Genomic DNA, 20,535 nt, shown 5'->3' with positions numbered 1-20,535 from the left:
ACCGAATTTCCTCTTTGACAAGTCGTATATCCATGAAAATCAACGTCAATCAGATCAAGCCCGGCATGGTGCTCGAATATCAGGGCGGCCTTTGGTCCGTCGTCAAGTCGCACCACGTCAAGCCAGGCAAGGGCGGCGCCTTCGCCCAGGTCGAATTGAAAAACCTGATCAGCGGCACCAAGCTCAACGAACGCCTGCGCTCCGAAGAAACCGTCGAGCGCGTCACGCTGGAGCAAAAGGACCACCTCTATCTCTTCGAAGACGGCGACATGCTGGTTTTCATGGATCAGGAAAACTACGAGCAGATCAGCCTGCACAAGGATTGGGTCGGCGAAGACCAGATTCAATTCCTGCACGACGGCATGGTCGTTATCCTCGAATTCCACGAAGAGCGCCCCATCTCGATCAGCCTGCCCGACACGGTTATCCTGGAGGTCATCGAGACCGAACCAACCATCAAGGGCCAGACCGCTTCTTCGTCCTACAAGCCCGCCAAGGCTTCCAACGGCATGCGCGTCATGATCCCGCCCTTCATGGGGGTCGGTGAAAAGATCGTCGTCTCGACCGCCGACGGCGAATATATGAAGCGCGCCGACTGAGCCTGAGGTCTCCTAACTGGCCGGTATCGGCTGGCCCTCAGTCGTGCTATAGGGCGAGGCCGATCCGGCAGACCACAGGAGGCGACGATGAAAAAGTTGAGTGCAGCCCTTGTCTTGTTAGCATTATCCGTCGGGGCCCAGATGGCCATGGCGGCCGACAATCCAACGCCGTCGACGGCTTTCCGCAGCGGCGGCAAAAGCCTCACCATCAATGGCATTCCCGCTCAGGAAGGCAGTTCGAGCGAAGCGTCGCAGACGAACAGCTACGAATATAACAACACCGTGACGTCGGCCAGCAGTTCGTCGTCTTCGTCCGCGCCCCAGCCCGTCAACGGTCAGAAGGTCAAGACGAAAAGTAATATCAAGAACGACTAGCGGTCTGATAGCACCGCTCCCCACATTGTAAATCCAGCTAAGGTCCGCCGCCATGGTCACCGTACTTCAATCTTCCCTCATACAGGTCATGGTCGGCGCAGTGCGCAAGGCGTGCAAGGGCCTGGCGCGTGACTTCGGCGAAATCACCGAGCTCCAGGTATCGAAAAAGGGCCCCGGTGATTTCGTCACGGCCGCCGACAAGCGCGTCGAAGCCGCCCTGCTGGAAGAACTGACCCGCGTGCGTCCGGGCTACGGCTTTCTGGGCGAGGAAACCGGCGAGACCTTCGGCAGCGACAAGACCCACCGCTGGATCGCTGACCCGATCGACGGCACGACCAACTTCATGCACGGCATTCCGCATTTTGCCTGCACGGTGGCCTTGGAGCGCGACGCCGAAATCGTCGCCGGCGTGACTTTCAACCCGATCACCAACGACCTGTACTGGGCCGAAAAGGGCAAGGGTGCGTATCACAATGACCGCCGCCTTCGCGTATCGGCGCGCAAGATGCTCGACGAATCGCTGTTGGGCACCGGCCTGCCGTTTATCGGCAAGGCCGGCCACGCCCAGGCGCTGAAGGAACTGCACCAGATGATGCAGCGCACGGTCGGTATCCGCCGCAATGGCGCCGCGTCCCTCGACCTGGCCTATGTCGCGGCCGGCCAGTTCGACGGCTTCTGGGAGCGCGGTCTGAAGCCATGGGATATGGCGGCGGGACTGCTGCTGATCACCGAGGCCGGCGGCACGTTCAGTTCCATCGACGACGAGCGCTCACCGCTGATCACCGGTGACCTGGTCGCTGCCAATATGGAGCTGTATCAGCACCTGATGGACAAGCTCAAGCTGGCGAAGTAGGCCGCTTTAAGCCAAGGATCATCCAGAAGGCCACGGTCAGGTTCCAAGCAACGTGGCCGGTCATGACGAAAAACAGGACCGGCAGATCGATCGTGCCCGACTTGGTCAGCACATAGACGGCTGAGATGCCGCCAATCGCCATGGCCAGAACGGCGATCGGGCGGGCCAGGCCGCGATGATGCAGCAGGGCATGGCCCCACATGACCAGGGCAAAACCAAGCAGGATCAGGCCCGTGCGGGCAAAGGTCTGGTTGAACGCCCATAGCAGCGCCTTGAACTCGGCCGCATCGCCCGCGACAAAGCCATTGATAAGGCCGGCGATGATCAGGAACAGCGTGCCCAGCAGATAGGCGATCCAGCCCGCCATGACGGCCGGATGTTCGACGCCGAGGCGCCAGGCAAAGCCCGACATGCCGGTGCAGGTCAGGAGGATCAGGGCGATCAACCCGCCGTGCACCAGGCGATTGACCTCGGTTGAGCTGTGGTCGCCGGACACGGGGTGATGGGCCAGCACGATCACGGTCAGCAGGGTCGAAAGCGCCAACAGGATGCCGTAAACGCGGCCGTTCAGATTAAGTCTGGGCAGATCTTCGGTGGGTTTGGACATGGCGGTCTCCTTCAGGATGGAAAGCGTCCATGGCTAGCAAAGGCCGTGCATTTCGCTGCCAAACATTGCATGGTGTTTGTCCGCTTTCCGGACACTGAGCACCGAATGTCTGCCGATACCCGCCGCGATTACCGTCAGCAGAAGACCAAAGACGGCATTGTCCGCGCCTTCAGTTCGCTGCTGCTTGAGCGCGGCTATGAAGACATCACCGTCGCCGATGTGGTTGCGAGCGCGCACATCGGCCGCTCGACCTTCTACGAACATTTCCCGACCAAACTCGACCTGTTGCGCGCGGCCCTGGTCATGCCCTTCACGCCCCTGGCGGACTGCGTGATCGGGCAGACGCCCGGTCTGCTGTGGTGGGTGCATCATTTTCGCGAGAACCATACGCTGGGCCGGGTCCTGTTCGTTGAGCCGACGCGCAAGGTGTTGCACCGGACCCTGGCCGACCTGATCGAGGCGCGTTTACCGGCGGCCGGCAGCCTGCCGAACGGCCTGCTGGCGGCACAGATCGCCGCCGCTCAGTTTGCGCTGCTGGAACCGTGGATACTGGGCCAGGTCGCTGTGCCGGCGGAAACCATGGCCGGCGCCCTGGTCAGGTCCAGCCGTGCTCTTGTCGGGTCACAGGTCTAACAGCGCCACGATCCGGCGCTGCTGGTCGTGAGCGCGCTCCGTGCCGCTACCGCCCTTGCCTGTGTTGTGCATGGCAAGGTGCAGGGGCGTCGAGCCATTGCCGTTCTTGCGCAGCGGGTCGGCGCCTCCGGCCAAAAGTGCCTCCACGGCGGCGGCGCAGCGCGTGCGGACGGCACGGTGCAGGGGCGCGACACCGCTCTTGTCGGTGGCGTTCGGGTCGGCGCCGGCCGCGATCAGGCAGGATATCGTCGCGGCCTGGGCGTCCGGGTCCCAGTGATGGGCATCGGCGGCATAGTGCAGCGGCTGGGCGCCACGCCGGTTACGCGCGGCCAGGTCCGCGCCCCGGTCGATCAGCGCCTGGGCAATATCGCTGCGAAACGCCGCCGCCGCCATATGCAGTGCCGTATCGCCGGCATAGATGTAGTGCTTTATGTCGTCAAAGAAGTGCGTCTCAGTGGCCTTGGCAAGGACGAGTTGCAGGTCTTGCAGACGCTCGAGCACAGCCGCCGTATCACCGGCGACAATGGTCTGCAGCAGAGCAATAAAGGCAGGATCGGACATGTGACAGTTCCCCCGGTCCAGATAGCACGGATCCGACCATATGGACACAGTTCCGGTATAGCCGGTCTGCCAAGGAATTGAAAAAGAAAGAGATTCCCCACAGATTTTCACAGATTGGCACAGATTTTAGAAGTTGAACCACCAAATCACGTGAGCTTAAACAATGCCAGTCCTCCACCGTAGCGAAGCGTTACGGGGGAGGTGGCGGCGAAGCCGACGGAGGGGGCACTCCCTTCTTTTCTAATATAAATCATCCATTTGTATTATCAGGCAAAAATCTTGACAGATGAAAGCTTTGCGCGCCTTCTTTCGGCAAAAATCGAGAGGAAACCGCCATGATCCTGTCCCGCCGCTCTGCCCTCACAGGCGCCCTGTCCCTGGCTGCCATGCCCGCCCTCGCCCGCGCCGAAGACGCCCCCGTCGCCATCAGCCCGCCCGGCGCCATACTGGGCGAAGGCCCGCTATGGTCGGCGCGCGACAACACGCTCTACTGGGTCGATATCCGCGGCAAGAAGCTGCACGCCTATCGCCTCAGCGACGGCAGCCAGCCCAGTTGGGACATGCCCGACCTGATCGACTGGATCGTCCTACGCGAAAGCGGCGGCTTCCTGGTCGCCATCCTGCGCACGGTGCATGCCCTGACCCTGGAGCCGTTCAGCCTGACGCCCCTGTTCACCATCGAGGCGGACAAGACTGACAACCGGCTCAATGACGCCAAGGTCGATCCGCAGGGCCGTCTGTGGACCGGTACCATGCATATGCCGTTCAACAAGAAGGACTGCGCCCTGTACCGCATCGACACCGATCTGAGCGTGCATATGGTCGACGCGCCCTATCTGTGCACCAACGGTCCGGGCTTCAATCGTGACGGCAGCCGGATGTATCACAACGAAACCGCGGAACGCCTGGTCTATGCCTTCGATGTGGCGCCTGACGGCAGCCTGTCGAACAAGAAGATCTTCGCCAAGTTCGGCGATGGGGTCGGCCTGCCCGACGGCATTGCGGTCGATGCCCAGGACGGCGTGTGGGTGTCGCATTACAATGGCGGCCGCGTGACGCGCTATCTGCCGGACGGGACGGCCGATTTCGATGTGATGGTGCCGGCGAAACAGTCGACCAGCCTGACCTTTGCCGGGCCCAATCTCGACCGGGTCTTCTGCACCACAGCCGCCCAGCCGCCGGTCGACGCCGATGACAAGCTGGCCGGAACCTTATTTGAACTGCCCAAGTCGTGGTTAAGAGGGCATACGGGCCTGCCGACTGTGGCGTTTAAAGGGTGAGAAGCGCCGGTTTGCGTAAACGCAAACCGGATAAAATCGACGCAGTGCGTCGATTTTTGCGACGAACGCCCGGAGCAACGTGACGGGCCGGGCGACGTGGTGTGGGCCATCGGCTAGCAGCGGAGGCAAACCTGCATATCGAGTCAACAACTGACTCTGACCCCTTTTCTGCAGGTTTGACACCGCCTTCTCTATGCGTCTGCCTATTGGTCGCCTTCCTCAAGTTCAGCTCCCGCGTTAATTTGACGATGCAACAAATCGCTCGCCTCTTGCAGCTAAACCTGTTTCTGCGGCGCGATCTCTTGGAATTACTCAAAGGAGAAACCGGACCGCCGCCGGAACCGAAGAGCCAAATGGCACTAATATTCTGATTTTATTGCAAAATATCCTGTGGGACAGCAGTGACTCTGACCCCATTTCGGAACTGCTGACCCGGAACTGCTGACCCCATTCGGAACTGATTATTCGGGGTTGAGCTTCACAAACTGCTTAAGGCGTGCTAGCCGTCCGCTAGTAGTGTCAGGCGTTTTTTTTGGATGGTAAGATTCGTATAATTCGCAATCACCTGTGCGGGGGCTCCATGTCAAATATCAGATTTTATAGAACTCGCTTACTCACGACAGCTTTGCTTTGCGCTTTTGTATGCACGTCCCTGCCTTTAGATGAAGCTTTGGCAAACGCCCATCGCATTACACTTGTTGGCTTCGGAACCGCCGCCAGACCCCATGGGCTTCCGATAAACCCCCGTGTAAGGCATGGATCAAAACAACAGACACAGACGAATGCACCATGGGAGATACCTACGCCGCGTCGGAACCCGTCGCGCAAGACAGAACAACGCAAATACACATCGTGCTCCTGGTATGTCCCTGCCAACGATCTCACGATTGAGCGTCAGTATTGCAAGTTAGCAGGTCATGAATACATCGAAGATGAAACGGATCAGACACGCCCTAGGCAATCTCAGATAAATGCTTTTGACGCAATGCAAAAGATGAAGAGGCAATCCACAGCGTCCTTTTGTGGCATATCAGATTTCATAACGAGCGAACTGCCAAAACAAACCAATTTTAGTTCCTCTGGATATTTGGTTGCAGATACATCTTCGCTAAATGGTAAGTATTTTAGCATTACGCAATCACCTGATGATAGTCATAAATTCAAGAATTTTGGTCTAATCGGGGCGAGCATTTCAAGCGACACCTTACTACTTCATTATTACGACGGTCACACATCCGCATACCATCGTGATAACAACAGCCGCCAGCCGTGCTTCTCGGATGGACACCGGTGCTTTTCCCTAGTGGCAATGACAGATGGACAACGATATTGCAGCGACGAGAAGGCAACGGAGACAGAAATAGCTTGCGCAGCAGAGTACATGGCATTTAAGCCTAAGAAATTTGTTTTGGTCGAAGCAATGAACTCGGATGAGGAAAGTACTTATAAGAGCTGCAATTGGAAAACGCCGATTAGTCTAGCGGAGTTAACTGCGGCCGAGTTTCGAAGTGCGACAGAGTCTGACTTGGCCGTAGGACGCAGCCTTGCGTCGTCGCGACGTCAGGCTAAAGCGTCGGGCAGAGCAGCGCCCGCACTTGAAAAAACATATAAATCTCAAGATCGAATGGATGCGATTTATGAGGGCGATTGGACCAGCCTTCCGCGCGAATCTCTTGATACCTTTACGGTTATCTATGTGAGACGTTTTTACTCCAAATGTCCTCGGTCACTTGGAGCTAAACCGATTGTTTTTCAAACTAAGGGAAAAGTACTCGCATCAACAAACTACACACCAGGATTTGGAAATCGGATATATGTAGAGCGCACCTTCAAAGAAATTGTTACCGACAGAATCGAAGTTAAGCCAAAGATGGCAGATGCTTACGCCTATTCGATTAATCACATGTACGGCCCAGTAGTGGTGTCGGGGCTTTTAAATATCTATGGTTTGGCGACTGACATGTTCGCGATTGAGTATGATATCGACCTTCTACTCGACAGAGAAGGTTGTGACAGCGCCACCGTCAAACAATTCGAAAACAGATTGGTTGACAATATGGTTGGACATCTCGCTCCCTCTTAACTTTCCTCCGACCGACAAGGTCAAAATGTTGCAGACACGCAATACAGTGAAGCCAGGTCAAGAAGTTGGATCATGATCTCAACAATTCGAAATGAGCCCCCGTTCTGAAGCATTAATCATCGTAGCGTCGAGCGCAACGATATAACGCCCGGTTATCTGGATTACGGGGACCTATTACTCCCCTCAATTATGCGTAGCGTGCTGACAGGGCGCGCTGTGATATACAGTTAATTTTGGCCCAACCGGAGTCAATGAAACTCCTGGGGCAGCGGTGGGCGCCGTTGTGGATTGTATCGACTTTGAGCGGCCAGCATCGCAATAAACCACGCCAAAGTTGTTATGTTTTTTTGAGCAGTGTCACATGCGTTGCCCAGCCTAACGCAACCTTGAGCACATACGCCTAAGGGTTACGGGTGACGGGTTTGGTCGTTGGATCGACGCTGTTACGGAAAGTTGCAAAAAATTGTGGTAAACAGAGAGAACGCCGTTACTGTACCAAGTTTAGAAGCAATGTGAAGTGTTTGTGATAGCTGAGGAAGGGTTTCATGGCGATTAGACGTGATCACTGCGCTTTTTGCGGTCGGGAATTGGTTGGTGGCCAGTGCCTAAACTGGAACTGCAGAGCCAGCTCGGAATTTCAGAGGCGTCAACGTGCGGACGCAGACGACAGGGCACGTCAAAAGAGGGCGAAGGAACGCGAACGTCTAAAGCAGGCGGAAAAAGATGCTCAGCAAAAACGGAAAGCTGAGCAGGAGAGAGAACAGCAGAGAGACGAAGAGCAGAAACGAAAGCGCCAAAATAAGGAAGAGCAACAGAGGCAAAACAACAGCCGGAAGCGAAATAAATCCAAATTAGATGTTGCACAAACTTCCAGTAATTCTTGGTTCGCTAAATTAGTTGGTGGATTTGTTTTTATGGCACTTATTATCTACGGAGCGAACCATTGCTCAAATGCACCTTCTACGTCTACACCCACAGTTAATTCGACTTCGGACACAAAATCAGCTGATACTGTTATAGTCACTAAGAGACACAAAATTATCCCGTCACCAGGCGGCAAATTCACCGGACATGTTGTCGCCTACAATACTTGCAAACAAAATGTTTACGTCCTCTTGTATTGGTTAGAGGGGGGGAAATGGCGCTCCAACATATGGCTTGATATTGTAAAAAATAAACCCATTATTTTAGAATATGAAGGAAAATATATTAAAGCGGATGACAACAATATATGGATGTCTGCAGCTACTGTGAATGGTGTAAAAACCTGGGAGGGTGACACAGTATTAGAATACGGAGGGAAAAAATTTAATTCCATGCCCGCCGATCCATATACTGGAGAGTCAGAATACATAATAGCATTTACGTGCGAATAATTCGTTAGAGCTTAATTGCACTCAGCAAAGACATAATAGCTGCCATCGATACGTTGATTTGGCCATGGATGAAGTATGTGCGGTTTGGGGAGCCACGTGGTGTCACAAAAATGGGGTCAGAGACACTGCTGCCCCACAGGTTATTTCATAACGAAATCAAAATACTAAGGCCATTTGGGTCAGCGAAAAACAAAGGGGTCAGCGTTCCTTCCGCTCCCGCCAGGTCTCGATCGGGCGAACTACACTTGTCCAGCCTCATAGGCATAACAGCCCCCCAACCGACCGGAACTCGACCGGCGGATAGGCTCAGGCCCGCGTCGGTTGCGACGGCGGAATGGGCCCTGCCTTGACGGGGATCGACAGTTCCGCCGGCTTCAACCCGGGCGCCGTAGCGCGCAGCTTGAGCGTTCCGGTTTGCGCCTCGATCGACTGCACAATGACCTGCCCCAGGCCGTTGAACAGCGAACGGCGGTTGCCTTTTTCGGGCTCAAGCGAGACCGGATCGCCGTTGCCGAGGCCGATGATGGCGCCGCCCGCGATCTCATAGGTGATCATGTGATTGGCGAGCGGCACAGTGCGGCCCTTGACGTCCACGGCTTCGACCATGATCGGCTGGGCGTCGCGGCCATCGGCAATGAGCGCCGGCCGGTCCTGTGTCAAGCGCAGCGCCACCGGCTCGCCGGTGGTCTCATTGATGACCGTCGAGACCGCCTTTGCGCCCTTATAGGCCCGGGCTTCGATGCGGCCGGCCGCATAGGGCACGGTCCAGCGGTTCATGTCGTATTTATCGGTCTTCTGACGACCGGCCGACTTGCCGTTGACGAACAGCTCGACCTCCTCGGCATTGGTGCAGGCCATGACCATGATGGGCTTGCCCTCACTGCCGGCCCAGTTCCAGTGCGGCACGAGGCCGAGCACAGGCTTGTCCTGGATCCATTGCGCGCGGTGGATGTGGACGGCGGTCTTGTCGAATCCGCACAGGTCCATGATGCCGAAATAGGAACTGTTCGACGGCCACGAGAACGGCTTCGGCTCGCCGTGGTAGTCAAACCCGGTCCAGACAAAGGTGCCGGCGACGAAATCGCGCGTATCGATCTGCTTCCAGGCGTCGCGGTGCGTCTCGCCCCAGCCGGCAGCTTCGTCGTCATAGCTGGCGAGGACTTGCGCCTTTTGATCCGTCACGAAAGCACCGCGCGTCATGAGAGCGGAGCTGTCCTCGGATGAGAACATCGGCTTGTCCGGATGCGCCGCGTGGAAGGGGTCGTACTGGCTCTGCTGGTAGTTGATGCCGACGATATCGACAGCGTGCGACACATTAAGCGGGGTGAACAGGCCGCCGCTCATCGCTGCGGTGACGGGGCGCGTGGTGTCGAGCGACTTGACCACAGAACTCATGCGCCGGACCATTTGATAGCCGGCCGCGGTACCCTGCATCGGCTCCTCGTTGAACACCGACCACAGGAATACGCATGCGTGATTGCGGTCGCGCCGCACCAGCCATTCAAGCTGAGCCATATAGTCCGGCGAGGCGTTGAAATTGCGGTTCTCGGCCATGACCAGGAAGCCGTGGCGGTCGCACGCCTCCATCAGTTCCTTGCTTTGGGCATTGTGCGAGAAGCGGATGGCGTTGCAGCCAAGCGATTTCAGGCGACGCAGACGGAAGTCGTTCACGCCATCCGGTACGGCGCTTCCGACGCCGGCATGATCCTGGTGCAGACATACGCCCTTGAGTTTCACCGGCTGGTCGTTGAGGAAAAAGCCTTTTTGCGCATCGAAACGCTGGGTTCGGAATCCGGCATTGGTGGTAACCTGGTCAAGCACTGCATCGGTCACGCTCGTGAGCGATGTCGTCACCTGGTAAAGGTGCGGCGTGTCCACGCTCCACAATTGGGGATTGGCAAAAGGTATATCGTAGTTGACCACGGTTAAACCGAGCGGCGCGACGCTGACCTGCTTTGTCACGGCGGGACGCGCGCCTGCCGGCGATTTTGCGTCGCCCGATTGTTCGTCGCCTATCTCGGTATGAACGCGGACGGTCTCGGTCTTGTCGCCGGAATTGTAGATCGTGACCTCGACCGGCACATGCCAGCCATGTTCGTCCTTTACCGGATGCGCGAAGACGCCGTCGGTCTTGATATGCACCGGATTGCGCTTGACGATCCAGGCGTCGCGGTAAAGTCCGCCGCCTTCGTACCACCAGCCTTCCATGGCTTCGGCATCGACGCGCACCACAAGCGAATTCAATTGGTCGCCGTAGGTGGCGTAGGGCGTCAGGTCGATATAGATCGAGTTATAGCCGCTCCAGTTGCGGTTGACGAGCGTGCCGTTGAACCACACGGTGGCGAAGGTGGCGACGCCGTCCAGTTGCAGCTCGATATGCTTGCCGTCGTCCTGCGGCTCGAAGCGCAACATGTTGCGATACCAGGCTACACCACGGCGGCGGTAGCCCTGATCGACATTGCCGCTCTCCTCGATCGGCTGGAAGCTGACAAAATCGTGCGGCAGGGAGACCGGCTGCCAGGCGCTGTCGTCGAACTTGGGCGAAGCCGCTGCGCGCGCCGCGCCGGCCTTGGCAGCATTATAGGTGTCGTCATGCCCCATGATCGGCGGGAAGGGGATGTCGCCGGCAAAGAAGCGCCAGCCCGTATTGAGCAACAGTACTTCGCGAGGCGAGGCAACGGGGGCTGCTATGGACTGTGAGGTTGTCGCGGCGACGGCGCGCGACACGAAACCCGGAGTCGATGCGGCCAAACCCAGCGCGCTCGCGCCCTTGAACAATTCGCGGCGGTTCATGCTTTTCTCCCTTATGATAGTTACTTTTATTAGTGCAACAGCTTGCAGGGGCGCGCAAGGAGAGAATGCAGGCTGGTGCGCCAGGTCTTACGAAGTGACCGACACTGCGAGTTTCTCCCCATTGGAAGCAAATGGGTCCGACTCACTCCCGCTGCCGCCCCGATTTTCGACGTGGCGAACTACACTTCCCAACGGGCGCGCCGTCACGGAGGCGGTGTCGTATCTCCAGCTTTTTTTAATAATCGGTCTGAGGCCGAATGGCACATTGCATATCGAGTCAACACCCGACTCTGACCCCATTTCTTCATCGCATATCTTCCCTTCCGGTCACGCTGAAGCTGCGCTAGGTTGTCATCAGGTGGTGGCACATGTGCCAACCTTCTCAGATAGACGGGGGACTTTCGTATATGCGCAAGACTTTGATCCAGGCGGCTGGCTTGATCGGGATCGGGCTGGCTGTCGCTGGCCTGGCCTCAGGGTGTCTTGCCAAGACGCCGGCAAAGGCGCCGCGCCCGCCGGCGCCGGTGATTGATCCGGCACTGGACGTCGCACCACTGCATTTTGCCGGGGCGGATTTCACGTCTGGCGAAGGCATCTTCATCGATCCTGCCAGTATCGACCGCAGCCACAGCGATAAGGTTCAGGTCAGGATCATTACGGTCCTGCGCGATCCTGGTTTTAGCGGGTTGCCGAGATACGAGCGCTCGGCCTTTGCTGTCAATTGCGCCGATGATCGGCCGTACATGGACCGGCTCAGCCGGACGCAGATTTCCAAATCGGGCGAGACCATCGGCGAGGCCAATCGCGCAGGCGGCACCGAATGGGCCTTTCCGGGCGGTGCCGGACAGGTGCTGCGGCAAGCCGTTTGCGGCCATGATCCGATGGACGGCGATACAGTCGCCGGCGTTGCAGCGGCCATCGCCCTGTTCGATCCGACACAGGAGGCCGCTGACGACATCCGGCGCAACGGTGGCACAGCCGCTGGGGCAGACGATCCCGGTCGTGCGCTATATGCGGAAACGCGGCGCAAGGAGATGATGGCGGTTTCAGAAGCAGAGGTCGGCGCGCTGATCCCGGACTATGAACGCGCCGCCAATGCCGGAAGTCGTCAGGCAAGCTGGCATCTGGTCGAACTCACTCAGGCCGACAACCAGAGCGCCGCCCATCAGACCTGGCTGCGCAAACTTGCCGACGGCGGCGACGCAGAGGCTCAGGTCAAACTGGCCATCATCCTGATGGACGCTCAACCCTGCACCGAAGCGCGTACCTACATGGAGCAATCGGCAGCGCAGGGAAATGTCGATGCGCAAACCCGACTGGGCGATGACCTGGCCCGGGGCTCGTGCGGTTCGGAGGACCGGAAACAGGCGTTCATCTGGACGGAAAAAGCGGCGCATCAAGGTTATTTCAACGCTCAGTTCCAGTTAGGCAAGATGTACGAAGCTGGCGTGGGCGTTAAGGCCTCGATCGTCGAGGCGGGGGCCTGGTACAGGATCGCTGCAGGACACAGCCCGCAGGAGCCCGCAGCCGGGATTTATGTATATTCAGCAATAGGCTCGCAGATGATTGTCGACGGAATTTTGATAGCACGTGGAGGATCGGCCGTTGTTATCGCCCGAGCGCGTGAGTTGTGCCGTTTGGATAATGTCTGCAAGTTCGTCGTCAGGGGCGTGTTCTGATTGGGTGGGCGATAGCGGACGTATAATTGGGGCTGGGCTGATAACGTCGAGAGTGATCAAACCACGCCGTCACTTTAGGCGTGGACAGCGCTGAAATGACGTTCGGGAGGCGGGTTACGCACGTAGTTGGCCGTTGCGACAATGCGAACGCCGCGAAAATATTACCACGCGAGATTACGCAATTGATACCATGTTGTCACCGAAGCTCCAGAAGCTCCGAAAGCTCCAAACTGCGAAGTTCACTTTTTAGCTGTGTGGCTTTTGCCGGGTTGTCGGGCGAAGCGCGCGGATGGGGCCAGCTGCGTAGCTTTCGGTAACGGAATAATTTTGCCCCTCATCACTTTTTTGGTAACAGCAAATCTGTGCGACCTATACACATTGAAGGCAAGCAACATCCCCGCCATCAGCGATGTCATAAGGATTCCCGTCCATGCAAATAGGCCGGCGAGTTCAAGCTCAGACAATTCACCTAAAATATTCATGTAATTTGTGATCGTGTGACAGTGCTTGAACGGCTCAGCCGTGACACGTAAGGCATGATACGCTTCAGCGAGTAAACTGAAAGCGCCAAAGGCGCTGATGGATCTCGACGAAGTGGGAAAGTGTTTGGACATTGTCTCGTCTCCCGGAATGGATAACTCCTTTGTGAGACGGTTCAATTCAGTGTGAAGTGTTATTTTTCGAGAATTGGTCCACTTTCAGCTTGTAAATAGTCGGACGAATTTTTGACTTGCTTGCCGGAAGCACGTAGCGAGTTGCGCGAAATACATAGTTTCAAAGAATACGACCCTAAGAATTCTGTTCAATATGCCTGAGAGCGTCTCATAGTGGGATAGTTGCGATTTCCGCTCCTAGCGGGACCTTCGTAAGTGAGGATCAGATGAAAGACATCGATTATTTTGATGCATTTGCGCATCTCGGAAGAAGCAAGGCACAAATGGGCCATTTGTTGACCTGTTTGGCAACCATTGGGCGGTGTGGAAATTTTACTTGGAATAAATTCGAGTACAAGACCGAGTCCATTACTTCATATGAGAACGGCCTGCAGTCGGTTCGCAGTCATCTGGAGCACACTGACACCGAAAGAATCATCGCCTGGCTCTATTATCTGAAAATATTCTTGAACAAGGATCGAGAGACCTATCTCGGCTTGATCGAAGAGCGCGGCGGCCGAGGACAAGATGTGCAAAGAGCAAATCTCGAATATCCAAGGACCAACCAGTCGAACCTGGCTTTGCTCTCGGGGGTATCGGAAACAAATATGCAAAAGAGCCTGCAGGCTTTGGAAATCATTTTTTTAATACGCAGGACCGCGTCTTTGGCCCCTGCGCCGCGGTTCGCGGAATTGACGGATGAAGGTGAGGCTGTAGTTAGAGCTTCACTGATCGGCGCTGTTACTCATGCCAAGAGGGCCGTCTCATTGTTCGAAACAACTCCGGAAATACATTCCATCGACGAAGGTGATCCCGTCGTGGGAATTGCGCGCTTAGCGTCGACGTTCGACCCTTCAAAGTAATTGGAGACCAGCATGACAATCCCTTTCATGAGGTATGAGATGCCCTGTGCCAACACGTTCGCGATATTTTTTTGGGCTAAACCGTCGCGTGACACCGACAGCGTCATGGAACTTTCCGCGACGAAAAATACCAGAGCTGTCACGCGATCAAAAAGGGGAATGTTTTCAAACTTCCTCATTCGCTGCTCATTTACTTCCGCGCGCAGCGACGAATGTGTGCAGTTTGTGTCTAGAACGGCAATGCCAGATTTTTTCACAAGTTTTTCGCGCGAGTCGGAGATGGCGCCCCCCATTGAACCTGTCGTCGCCGATGTGGAGAAGGAAATCGAAGTCAGCAGTTGGAATAAGGCCGCTCAATATTTGGTTACGCACCGCGAATGCCTCGAAATCGCGGCAATACGTTCTCTCGATCGCGTGCTGCGGCATCGCGATCCGGTAAGGACTGACGAACTTTGCCGTGATTTGAGTAGCATGTCCGCCGCACTCTAATGTATTCGACGAAAATCGGCAAAACAAAGAAACAAAGGGCTCAGAGTCACTTCCGCTGCCACCCCGATTCTCGACCGGGCGAACTACAATTGCCCAACGTCCTGCCAATGCCTATGACAAACCGGCTGGAGCCTTTTTCGAGAAGCCTATTCGCTGCCACCTTGCCAACCCGAGTCTCGGTCAAGCGTTCTGTATTATGGCCGCCCCGCCTCCCACCGATGTTGGAAGCTGGCCGAGTAGCCGAAATCGAGGCTAAGGGTGCACGAACGTGTCGACAACAGCGCTTAATAGCGAACACCTACTCGCACGGCAGGCTGTCGAGTTCCGCCGTCCTGAGGTTGGTCAGCCGGGTCAGGATGGCGTCGCGTGTGACCGTCGGTGCGGCGACCGCCGCGAACCGCAGATAGGCGTCGCGATAAACGAGCCAAAGCCTTTGCGTCGTGCGAATATCCTCGGCGCGCACCGTGCTGTAGTTGGCGTCGCGCTCTACGCAGGCTGTCAGGCCCTTGCGATAGCTTTGATTGAGCGCAGCATCGGCCGAGACCGCTTCGGCATGGCCGGCTTTCAGCCATTGCCCGTCGGCGAGGCGCGTCAGGTCTTTCAGGAATTGATCGCGTTCACGATCCTCTTCTTCGACCACAAACGCGCCCCTGGCCGTGCCGGACAGGTCGACTTCGCCGCCACCATGGGCTTCCGCAAAGGCTGCGAAGGCCGTTTTCACTTCGGTAAACAGGGGCGCGGAGGCGGACGGAAAGCGCTGCGCCACGGTCGCGATCTTTGTCTCGCGGTCAAACCCGGCCAGGGTCGATTCGCGTAAGGCGCAAAACCCCCCGGCATAGCCACTTGTGATATCGTCGCAGACGTCGAAGGGACCGGGTTTCGCCGCCAGCGCCTGGAGATGCAGCACGCGGCCGTCGTTCTCCATCGGCGCCCCCTCGATCTCGCACGCCAGGGCCGTCGCGAGGTCGATATTGCGGGCCGTCCCCTGGCCATTGGCATAGACCTGCATCAGGATGGTCGTGCCGGCGAAGAAACCCTCTTCGCTGCCCTGTTCAAGGACGGCGCACTGGCGGGCTTTTACGTAATCGGGCGCCATGCCTTCGCCATAGTAGAGCGCTTCGGAGTCGCAGCCTTTCAGCGCGGCGGTCTGTGCCGCGGTTGGGCGGTCGGCAACTGGGATGACCGGATGGCCAAGGCGGCGGCAGATGGCCTTGCTCTCGGCAAACCCTGGATCGGTGGCATATTCGTCGTCGGCCGTGCCCCAGTTCCAGATCGCCTGGGTCGCCGCAACGGCGCCACCCGCCATGAGGGCGATGGCCGATGCGAGAAGTGCAAACCTGGTTTTGGTCATGACGAACGTTCTCCGCTTCCTGCCTACCGATCTTCACCGCATTCCAGGCTGTCGAGTTCCGCCGTCCTGAGTTTCGTCAGTCGGGCAAGTACGGCATCCTGTGTGACGGCAGGCGCGGCGACGGTCGCGAATTTCACATAGGCGTCGCGATAGATCAACCAGGCCTTTTGCGTCGCGCGGATGATGTCGGGCGTTATGGTGGCCGGAAATTCCGCATCTCCCGGGCAGACCTTGAGCGCCTTAGCGTAGCCTTGATTGAGCGCCTTGTCCGCCGCCTGCGCGTCGTCACTGCTGGCCGGCGGCCAGGTTCCATCGGCCAGGCGGGTCAGGTCCTTCACGAACTGGTCGCGGGCGCCGTCGCGTTCCCCGACCGTGATCAGCGCGCCGATCGTCCCGGAATGATCGACCTCGTCATTGGCATGGGATTCGACATAGGCGTCGAAGGCGGTTCTGACGTCTGCAAACAGGGGCGCGGCGGCGGCCGGAAATCCCTGCATGAGGGCGTCGATCTTGCGATTGCGCGCGCTGTCGGCCACACGGGAATCGCGGGCCGCACAGGCCGCCATGCCGTAGTCGGTGACGACGTCGTCGCAAATATCGAAATGGACGGGCTTCGCCGCCATGGATTGCAGACGCAGGACCCGGTCGGTCTTCCCATCGTGCGGTATATCGTCCGAGCACGCCAGGGCAGTGGCCAGGTCGTTATTGCGGGGCGTGCCCTGTCCGTTGGCGTAGAGCTGCATCAGGATGGTGTTGCCGAAGAAGAAATCGTTCTCGCCGCGCTCGCTGTCCAGAACGGCGCACTGGCGCGCCTTAACGTAGTCGGGCGCCGTCCCTTCGCCATAGTAGAGGCTTTCCGCGTCGCAGTCCTTCAACCCCACGGCCTCTTCAGGCGTTGGACGATCCGCGGCCGGAATCACCGGCCGGCCGACGCGGCGGCAGACGGCCTCGCGCTTCACCTCGTCAGCGTCCATCGCCGGCGCGGAAGCCAAGGTCGAAGGCGTAACCAGCGCAGGCTTCTTCGATAGGTGCTGACTGGCCATAATAGCCCCGCCGGCCACGACGATGACCACGCCGGCCAGCCACAAAAATCTCGCTCTGATCATGATGCCCCCATCACTGCCTTCCCATGGCGGAAGGTCTGACTCACTAGCTTATACACCCCTTGCGGTGCCATCCGGAGCGGAAAATTCCGCCATTGTCGACCTGTTACGTACGGTCGCGTGCGGAAATGTCCAGTATAGCGGGCGATTTTGCCGCCCGCACTGCCATATCTTGCGAGGCGCACCAAGACCTGCAACATAGCCGCATGGCGACCCGGAAGACCGGGCGCGGAGAGGACCTATACTCGATGACTTCACCCTCTGCGCCAGATGCAGGACGCGAAGGCCGCAACCTTTATGTCGACCTGTTGCGCGGCATGTCCATCCTTGTGGTCCTGCTGCTGCATTACACACTCGCCTACAAGCTGGTGGCCAGTCCGTTGGCGCAATGGGTTCCCGCGCCGATCCTGCGCGCATTGTTTTATAACGGCAACTACGGCGTCTCCGTATTTTTTGTGATTTCCGGCTTTCTCATTACGTCCACAATGGTCAGCCGCTACGGATCGCTGGCTAAGATCGATGTCGCGCATTTTTATAAGCTCCGTTTTTTTCGCCTCTATCCGCTCATCGTTCTGGCCTTGGTGCTGATTACCGTCCTGGGTATTGCCGGGCTTTCGAAATTCTCCAACATCGTCAAGGGTGAGAACCTCGGAAATGGCTACTTTGTCATCGGGGACCTGTCGGTGCTCACCTTCTGGCACAATATCCTCATGCAGCAGGTCGGCTATTTCAACTACGCCATGAACATCTATTGGTCGTTGTCGGTCGAAGAAGTCTTCTACCTGCTCTATCCCCTGGTCCTGCTTGTATTTCGCCGTGGCTGGATGCTCGCCGCCCTGGCAGGTCTTTGCTTTGTTGTCGGGCCCGTCTATCGCGGCCTGCACAGGGACAATGAGCTCTTCTTCATGTACGGCAACCTGGCCTGTATCGATATGCTGGCCTACGGATGTCTTGCAGCCATTGTGGCCAGCCGATTGAAACTGAGCCAGACGATACGGGTCGTGTGTGCCGTGCTGGCCAGTCTCATCATGGGCTGGATCTATATGCGCGGCATCGGCGGCAATGAGGCGCTTGGCGCAACCTTCCTGGGCGTTGCTGCGGCCGTTTTCCTGGTAACCGCATCACAGCTTCCTGCCGGCCAGATCTCGCGCCGGATAGGCGCCCCCCTGGCCTGGCTCGGCCACCACAGCTACGAAATCTATCTGTTTCATATTGTCGTGCTCGGCATCATGCTTGAGCTTGTCCCAAGGGCGGCCATGGCCGACGACTGGAAACTGCCCATGTTGGCGCTGTTCTTCGCGCTGTCGGCGCTGGCGGCCTGGGCAGCGGCGCGATTCGTAGGTGATCCTCTGAATCGGTGGCTGCGCCGCCGTTACGCGCGTGAGGGTGGAAGCGCGTCAGACGCTGCTACATAGCGGCCATTCTTCACCCACAACCTGCCGCCTTGCGCAGCAGGGCCTCGCGTTCGCGGTGGTTACGCGTCATCTTGGCAGCAATATTGAACGCCGCCCTCGCCGCCTCTGGCTGGCCGGCCCGGTTCAGCAGTTCGCCGCGCGCCGCCCATAGCGGATAATAGTCCTTCAGCGCCGCTTCGGTCTGCAACGGCGCCAGCAGGCGCAGGCCCGCCTCCGGGCCGTAGGCCATGCCGGCCGCCACGGCGCGGTTGACACCGACCACCGGAGACGCCGTCATGTCGAACAACAGGTTGTAGATCGCCGCGATCTGCGGCCAGTCGGTGGCTTCCGGCGTCAGCGCCCGAGCATGGCAGGCGGCGATCGCCGCCTGGAGATAGTAGATACCCGGTGCGCCCGGCAGAGCCTTGGCCATCTCCAACGCCTTCAGCCCGCGTGCGATCTGCAGCCGGTCCCAACGGGCGCGGTTCTGCTCGGGCAGTGACACAGGCGCGCCATGGGCATCAACCCGGGCAGCGGCGCGCGAGGCTTGCAGTTCCATCAGGGCCAGCAAGGCGTGGACCTCGGACTGGTCCTTTGCCATGGCGACCAGCATCCGGCCGAGCCGCAGCGCTTCGTCGCACAGGGACAGCCGCAGGTACGATTCACCAGTGCTGGCGGCATAGCCTTCGTTGTAGATCAGGTAGACGACCTGCAACACCGCGTCCATGCGCGCGGGGCCGTCTTCCGGGGCAAGATCGTCGAAACCGATGCCCGCCTCGCCCAGCCGGCGCTTGGCACGGACGATGCGCTGCTGGATGGTCGTCTCCGACGCCAACTGCGCCCGGGCAATCTCCGCAGGTGTCAGGCCGCAGACAATGCGCAGGGTCAGGGCGATCTGCGCCTCATGCGCCAGGACTGGGTGGCAGGCTGTGAAGATCAGCCGCAGAACATCGTCACTGACCGTCTCATGCTCGACCTCTGGCTCCTGGAAGGTTTCGGCGTCACGGCCAATCTCTTCGAGCTTGCGGCGGAATCGCGCGTCGCGTCGAAAGCGGTCGATCGCCTTGTTCTTCGCCGCCGCCATCAGCCAGGCGCCCGGATTGGACGGGATGCCCTTGACCGGCCATTGCTCGAGCGCCGCGATCAACGCGTCCTGGGCCAGGTCTTCGGCCAAGCCCAAATCGCGCACCATCCGAGCGAGGCCGCCGGTGATCCGGGCGGCCTCCATTTTCCAGATGGCGTCGATGGTACGATGGGCCGTCGTCACGCCAAAGGTCAGCCTTCCGAAGCGACCTGGTCGCGTTGGCTCTGTTCAAACTTTTCCCGGCGCTGGTTTAGCTCGTCACCCATGTCCCACTGCGCGAAATCCTCGGCCTCGAAGAGCGGACGGATGTCGACATCGCTGGCGGTTAACATCGGATTCGGGCATTTTTTCAGCCATTCGACGGCTTCTTCCATGCTGCGCACCTGCCACAGCCAGAAGCCGGCGATCAGTTCCTTGGTTTCCGCGAACGGACCGTCGGTGACGGTGCGCGACGTGCCGTCGAAATGCATGCGCACCGCGGCCGAGGACGGTTTCAAACCTTCTGCGGCCAGCATGATGCCGGCCTTGACGAGTTCTTCGTTGTACCTGCCCATTGCTTCCATCATCTCGCGTGACGGCGGGGCATTGGCTTCGGATTCAGGGGTGGCTTTGACAATGACCAAAACTTTCATAGCGAACTTCCTCGATGTCGGCGCCCGATGACACCATGTCACCGCGGTCGGCCTTGTCAACACATCGAACGGGGATGGCCGGAATCGACACGGCTGCGGTAAAAAATTCGCGCAGCGTGGATTTCGT

The 20,535-nt window shown here is 58.2% G+C and carries 19 protein-coding genes and 1 pseudogene; 12 read left to right on the top strand and 8 right to left on the bottom strand.

Annotated elements, in window-relative coordinates; translation table 11 throughout:
* Window positions 1-32 precede the first annotated feature (32 nt).
* From efp to AC1DXO_RS03455, 3 genes are all read left to right on the top strand, one after another.
* Window positions 33-599, top strand: coding sequence for an elongation factor P (efp, locus tag AC1DXO_RS03465; RefSeq protein WP_476976687.1), 567 nt, complete (start codon window positions 33-35; stop codon window positions 597-599).
* An 87-nt stretch (window positions 600-686) separates the two neighbouring features.
* Window positions 687-974, top strand: coding sequence for a hypothetical protein (locus AC1DXO_RS03460; RefSeq protein ID WP_476976686.1), 288 nt, complete (start codon window positions 687-689; stop codon window positions 972-974).
* A 52-nt stretch (window positions 975-1,026) separates the two neighbouring features.
* Window positions 1,027-1,827: an inositol monophosphatase family protein gene (locus AC1DXO_RS03455; protein WP_476976685.1), complete on the top strand. Its 801-nt coding sequence runs from the start codon at window positions 1,027-1,029 to the stop codon at window positions 1,825-1,827.
* Here the strand turns inward: AC1DXO_RS03455 and AC1DXO_RS03450 are convergent.
* Window positions 1,811-2,434: a hypothetical protein gene (locus AC1DXO_RS03450; RefSeq protein ID WP_476976684.1), complete on the bottom strand. Its 624-nt coding sequence runs from the start codon at window positions 2,432-2,434 to the stop codon at window positions 1,811-1,813. The two genes, AC1DXO_RS03455 and AC1DXO_RS03450, sit on opposite strands and share 17 nt — an antisense overlap.
* A gap of 105 nt (window positions 2,435-2,539) precedes the next feature.
* Here AC1DXO_RS03450 and AC1DXO_RS03445 point away from each other — a divergent pair, with 105 nt between their 5' ends.
* Complete coding sequence (locus tag AC1DXO_RS03445; RefSeq protein WP_476976683.1) at window positions 2,540-3,067, top strand: TetR/AcrR family transcriptional regulator; 528 nt, start codon at window positions 2,540-2,542, stop codon at window positions 3,065-3,067.
* Here the strand turns inward: AC1DXO_RS03445 and AC1DXO_RS03440 are convergent.
* Window positions 3,056-3,628, bottom strand: a complete 573-nt coding sequence (locus AC1DXO_RS03440; protein WP_476976682.1) for an ankyrin repeat domain-containing protein — start codon at window positions 3,626-3,628, stop codon at window positions 3,056-3,058. The two genes, AC1DXO_RS03445 and AC1DXO_RS03440, sit on opposite strands and share 12 nt — an antisense overlap.
* A 335-nt stretch (window positions 3,629-3,963) precedes the next feature.
* Between AC1DXO_RS03440 and AC1DXO_RS03435 the strand changes: the two genes are divergently transcribed.
* From AC1DXO_RS03435 to AC1DXO_RS03420, 4 genes and pseudogenes are all read left to right on the top strand, one after another.
* Window positions 3,964-4,908 (top strand): SMP-30/gluconolactonase/LRE family protein, encoded by a 945-nt coding sequence (locus tag AC1DXO_RS03435; RefSeq protein ID WP_476976681.1) that lies wholly within the window; start codon window positions 3,964-3,966, stop codon window positions 4,906-4,908.
* 188 nt (window positions 4,909-5,096) lie between these two features.
* Window positions 5,097-5,279, top strand: a pseudogene (locus tag AC1DXO_RS03430) (IS4 family transposase); the annotation flags it as partial.
* Window positions 5,280-5,488: 209 nt separating this feature from the next.
* Window positions 5,489-6,991, top strand: coding sequence for a hypothetical protein (locus tag AC1DXO_RS03425; protein WP_476976680.1), 1,503 nt, complete (start codon window positions 5,489-5,491; stop codon window positions 6,989-6,991).
* 545 nt (window positions 6,992-7,536) lie between these two features.
* Window positions 7,537-8,367 carry a CCDC34 family protein gene (locus tag AC1DXO_RS03420; RefSeq protein ID WP_476976679.1) on the top strand — a complete coding sequence of 277 codons (831 nt, stop codon included), beginning with the start codon at window positions 7,537-7,539 and terminating at the stop codon, window positions 8,365-8,367.
* Between the two features lie 306 nt (window positions 8,368-8,673).
* Here AC1DXO_RS03420 and galA read toward each other — a convergent pair whose 3' ends face one another.
* Window positions 8,674-11,160 (bottom strand): beta-galactosidase GalA, encoded by a 2,487-nt coding sequence (gene galA / locus AC1DXO_RS03415; protein WP_476976678.1) that lies wholly within the window; start codon window positions 11,158-11,160, stop codon window positions 8,674-8,676.
* A 407-nt stretch (window positions 11,161-11,567) separates the two neighbouring features.
* Here galA and AC1DXO_RS03410 point away from each other — a divergent pair, with 407 nt between their 5' ends.
* Window positions 11,568-12,839: a tetratricopeptide repeat protein gene (locus tag AC1DXO_RS03410; protein WP_476976677.1), complete on the top strand. Its 1,272-nt coding sequence runs from the start codon at window positions 11,568-11,570 to the stop codon at window positions 12,837-12,839.
* Window positions 12,840-13,078: 239 nt separating this feature from the next.
* Here AC1DXO_RS03410 and AC1DXO_RS03405 read toward each other — a convergent pair whose 3' ends face one another.
* Window positions 13,079-13,453, bottom strand: coding sequence for a hypothetical protein (locus AC1DXO_RS03405; RefSeq protein ID WP_476976676.1), 375 nt, complete (start codon window positions 13,451-13,453; stop codon window positions 13,079-13,081).
* A 266-nt stretch (window positions 13,454-13,719) separates the two neighbouring features.
* Between AC1DXO_RS03405 and AC1DXO_RS03400 the strand changes: the two genes are divergently transcribed.
* Window positions 13,720-14,355, top strand: coding sequence for a hypothetical protein (locus AC1DXO_RS03400; RefSeq protein ID WP_476976675.1), 636 nt, complete (start codon window positions 13,720-13,722; stop codon window positions 14,353-14,355).
* 12 nt (window positions 14,356-14,367) lie between these two features.
* Window positions 14,368-14,844 carry a hypothetical protein gene (locus tag AC1DXO_RS03395; protein WP_476976674.1) on the top strand — a complete coding sequence of 159 codons (477 nt, stop codon included), beginning with the start codon at window positions 14,368-14,370 and terminating at the stop codon, window positions 14,842-14,844.
* Window positions 14,845-15,142: 298 nt separating this feature from the next.
* Here AC1DXO_RS03395 and AC1DXO_RS03390 read toward each other — a convergent pair whose 3' ends face one another.
* Complete coding sequence (locus tag AC1DXO_RS03390) at window positions 15,143-16,195, bottom strand: lysozyme inhibitor LprI family protein (RefSeq protein WP_476976673.1); 1,053 nt, start codon at window positions 16,193-16,195, stop codon at window positions 15,143-15,145.
* Between the two features lie 23 nt (window positions 16,196-16,218).
* Window positions 16,219-17,301, bottom strand: a complete 1,083-nt coding sequence (locus tag AC1DXO_RS03385; RefSeq protein WP_476976672.1) for a lysozyme inhibitor LprI family protein — start codon at window positions 17,299-17,301, stop codon at window positions 16,219-16,221.
* 245 nt (window positions 17,302-17,546) lie between these two features.
* On the opposite strand from AC1DXO_RS03385, the gene AC1DXO_RS03380 reads away from it, so the two are divergent.
* Entirely contained in the window at window positions 17,547-18,713 is a 1,167-nt protein-coding gene (locus tag AC1DXO_RS03380) for an acyltransferase family protein (protein WP_476976671.1), read from the top strand.
* A 10-nt stretch (window positions 18,714-18,723) separates the two neighbouring features.
* Here the strand turns inward: AC1DXO_RS03380 and AC1DXO_RS03375 are convergent, their stop codons facing one another.
* Together AC1DXO_RS03375 and AC1DXO_RS03370 are read right to left on the bottom strand one after the other, a co-directional pair.
* The gene (locus AC1DXO_RS03375; RefSeq protein ID WP_476976670.1) at window positions 18,724-19,959 is read right to left on the bottom strand and encodes an RNA polymerase sigma factor; all 1,236 of its coding nucleotides are present in this window, start codon (window positions 19,957-19,959) and stop codon (window positions 18,724-18,726) included.
* An 8-nt stretch (window positions 19,960-19,967) separates the two neighbouring features.
* Window positions 19,968-20,408 carry a YciI family protein gene (locus tag AC1DXO_RS03370; protein WP_476976669.1) on the bottom strand — a complete coding sequence of 147 codons (441 nt, stop codon included), beginning with the start codon at window positions 20,406-20,408 and terminating at the stop codon, window positions 19,968-19,970.
* Window positions 20,409-20,535: the final 127 nt, after the last annotated feature.

This window comes from Asticcacaulis sp. P2_C5 (genome assembly GCF_056404555.1).
Note: the sequence above shows the minus strand (reverse complement) of the source record. Positions and strands in the feature narration are given on the sequence as shown.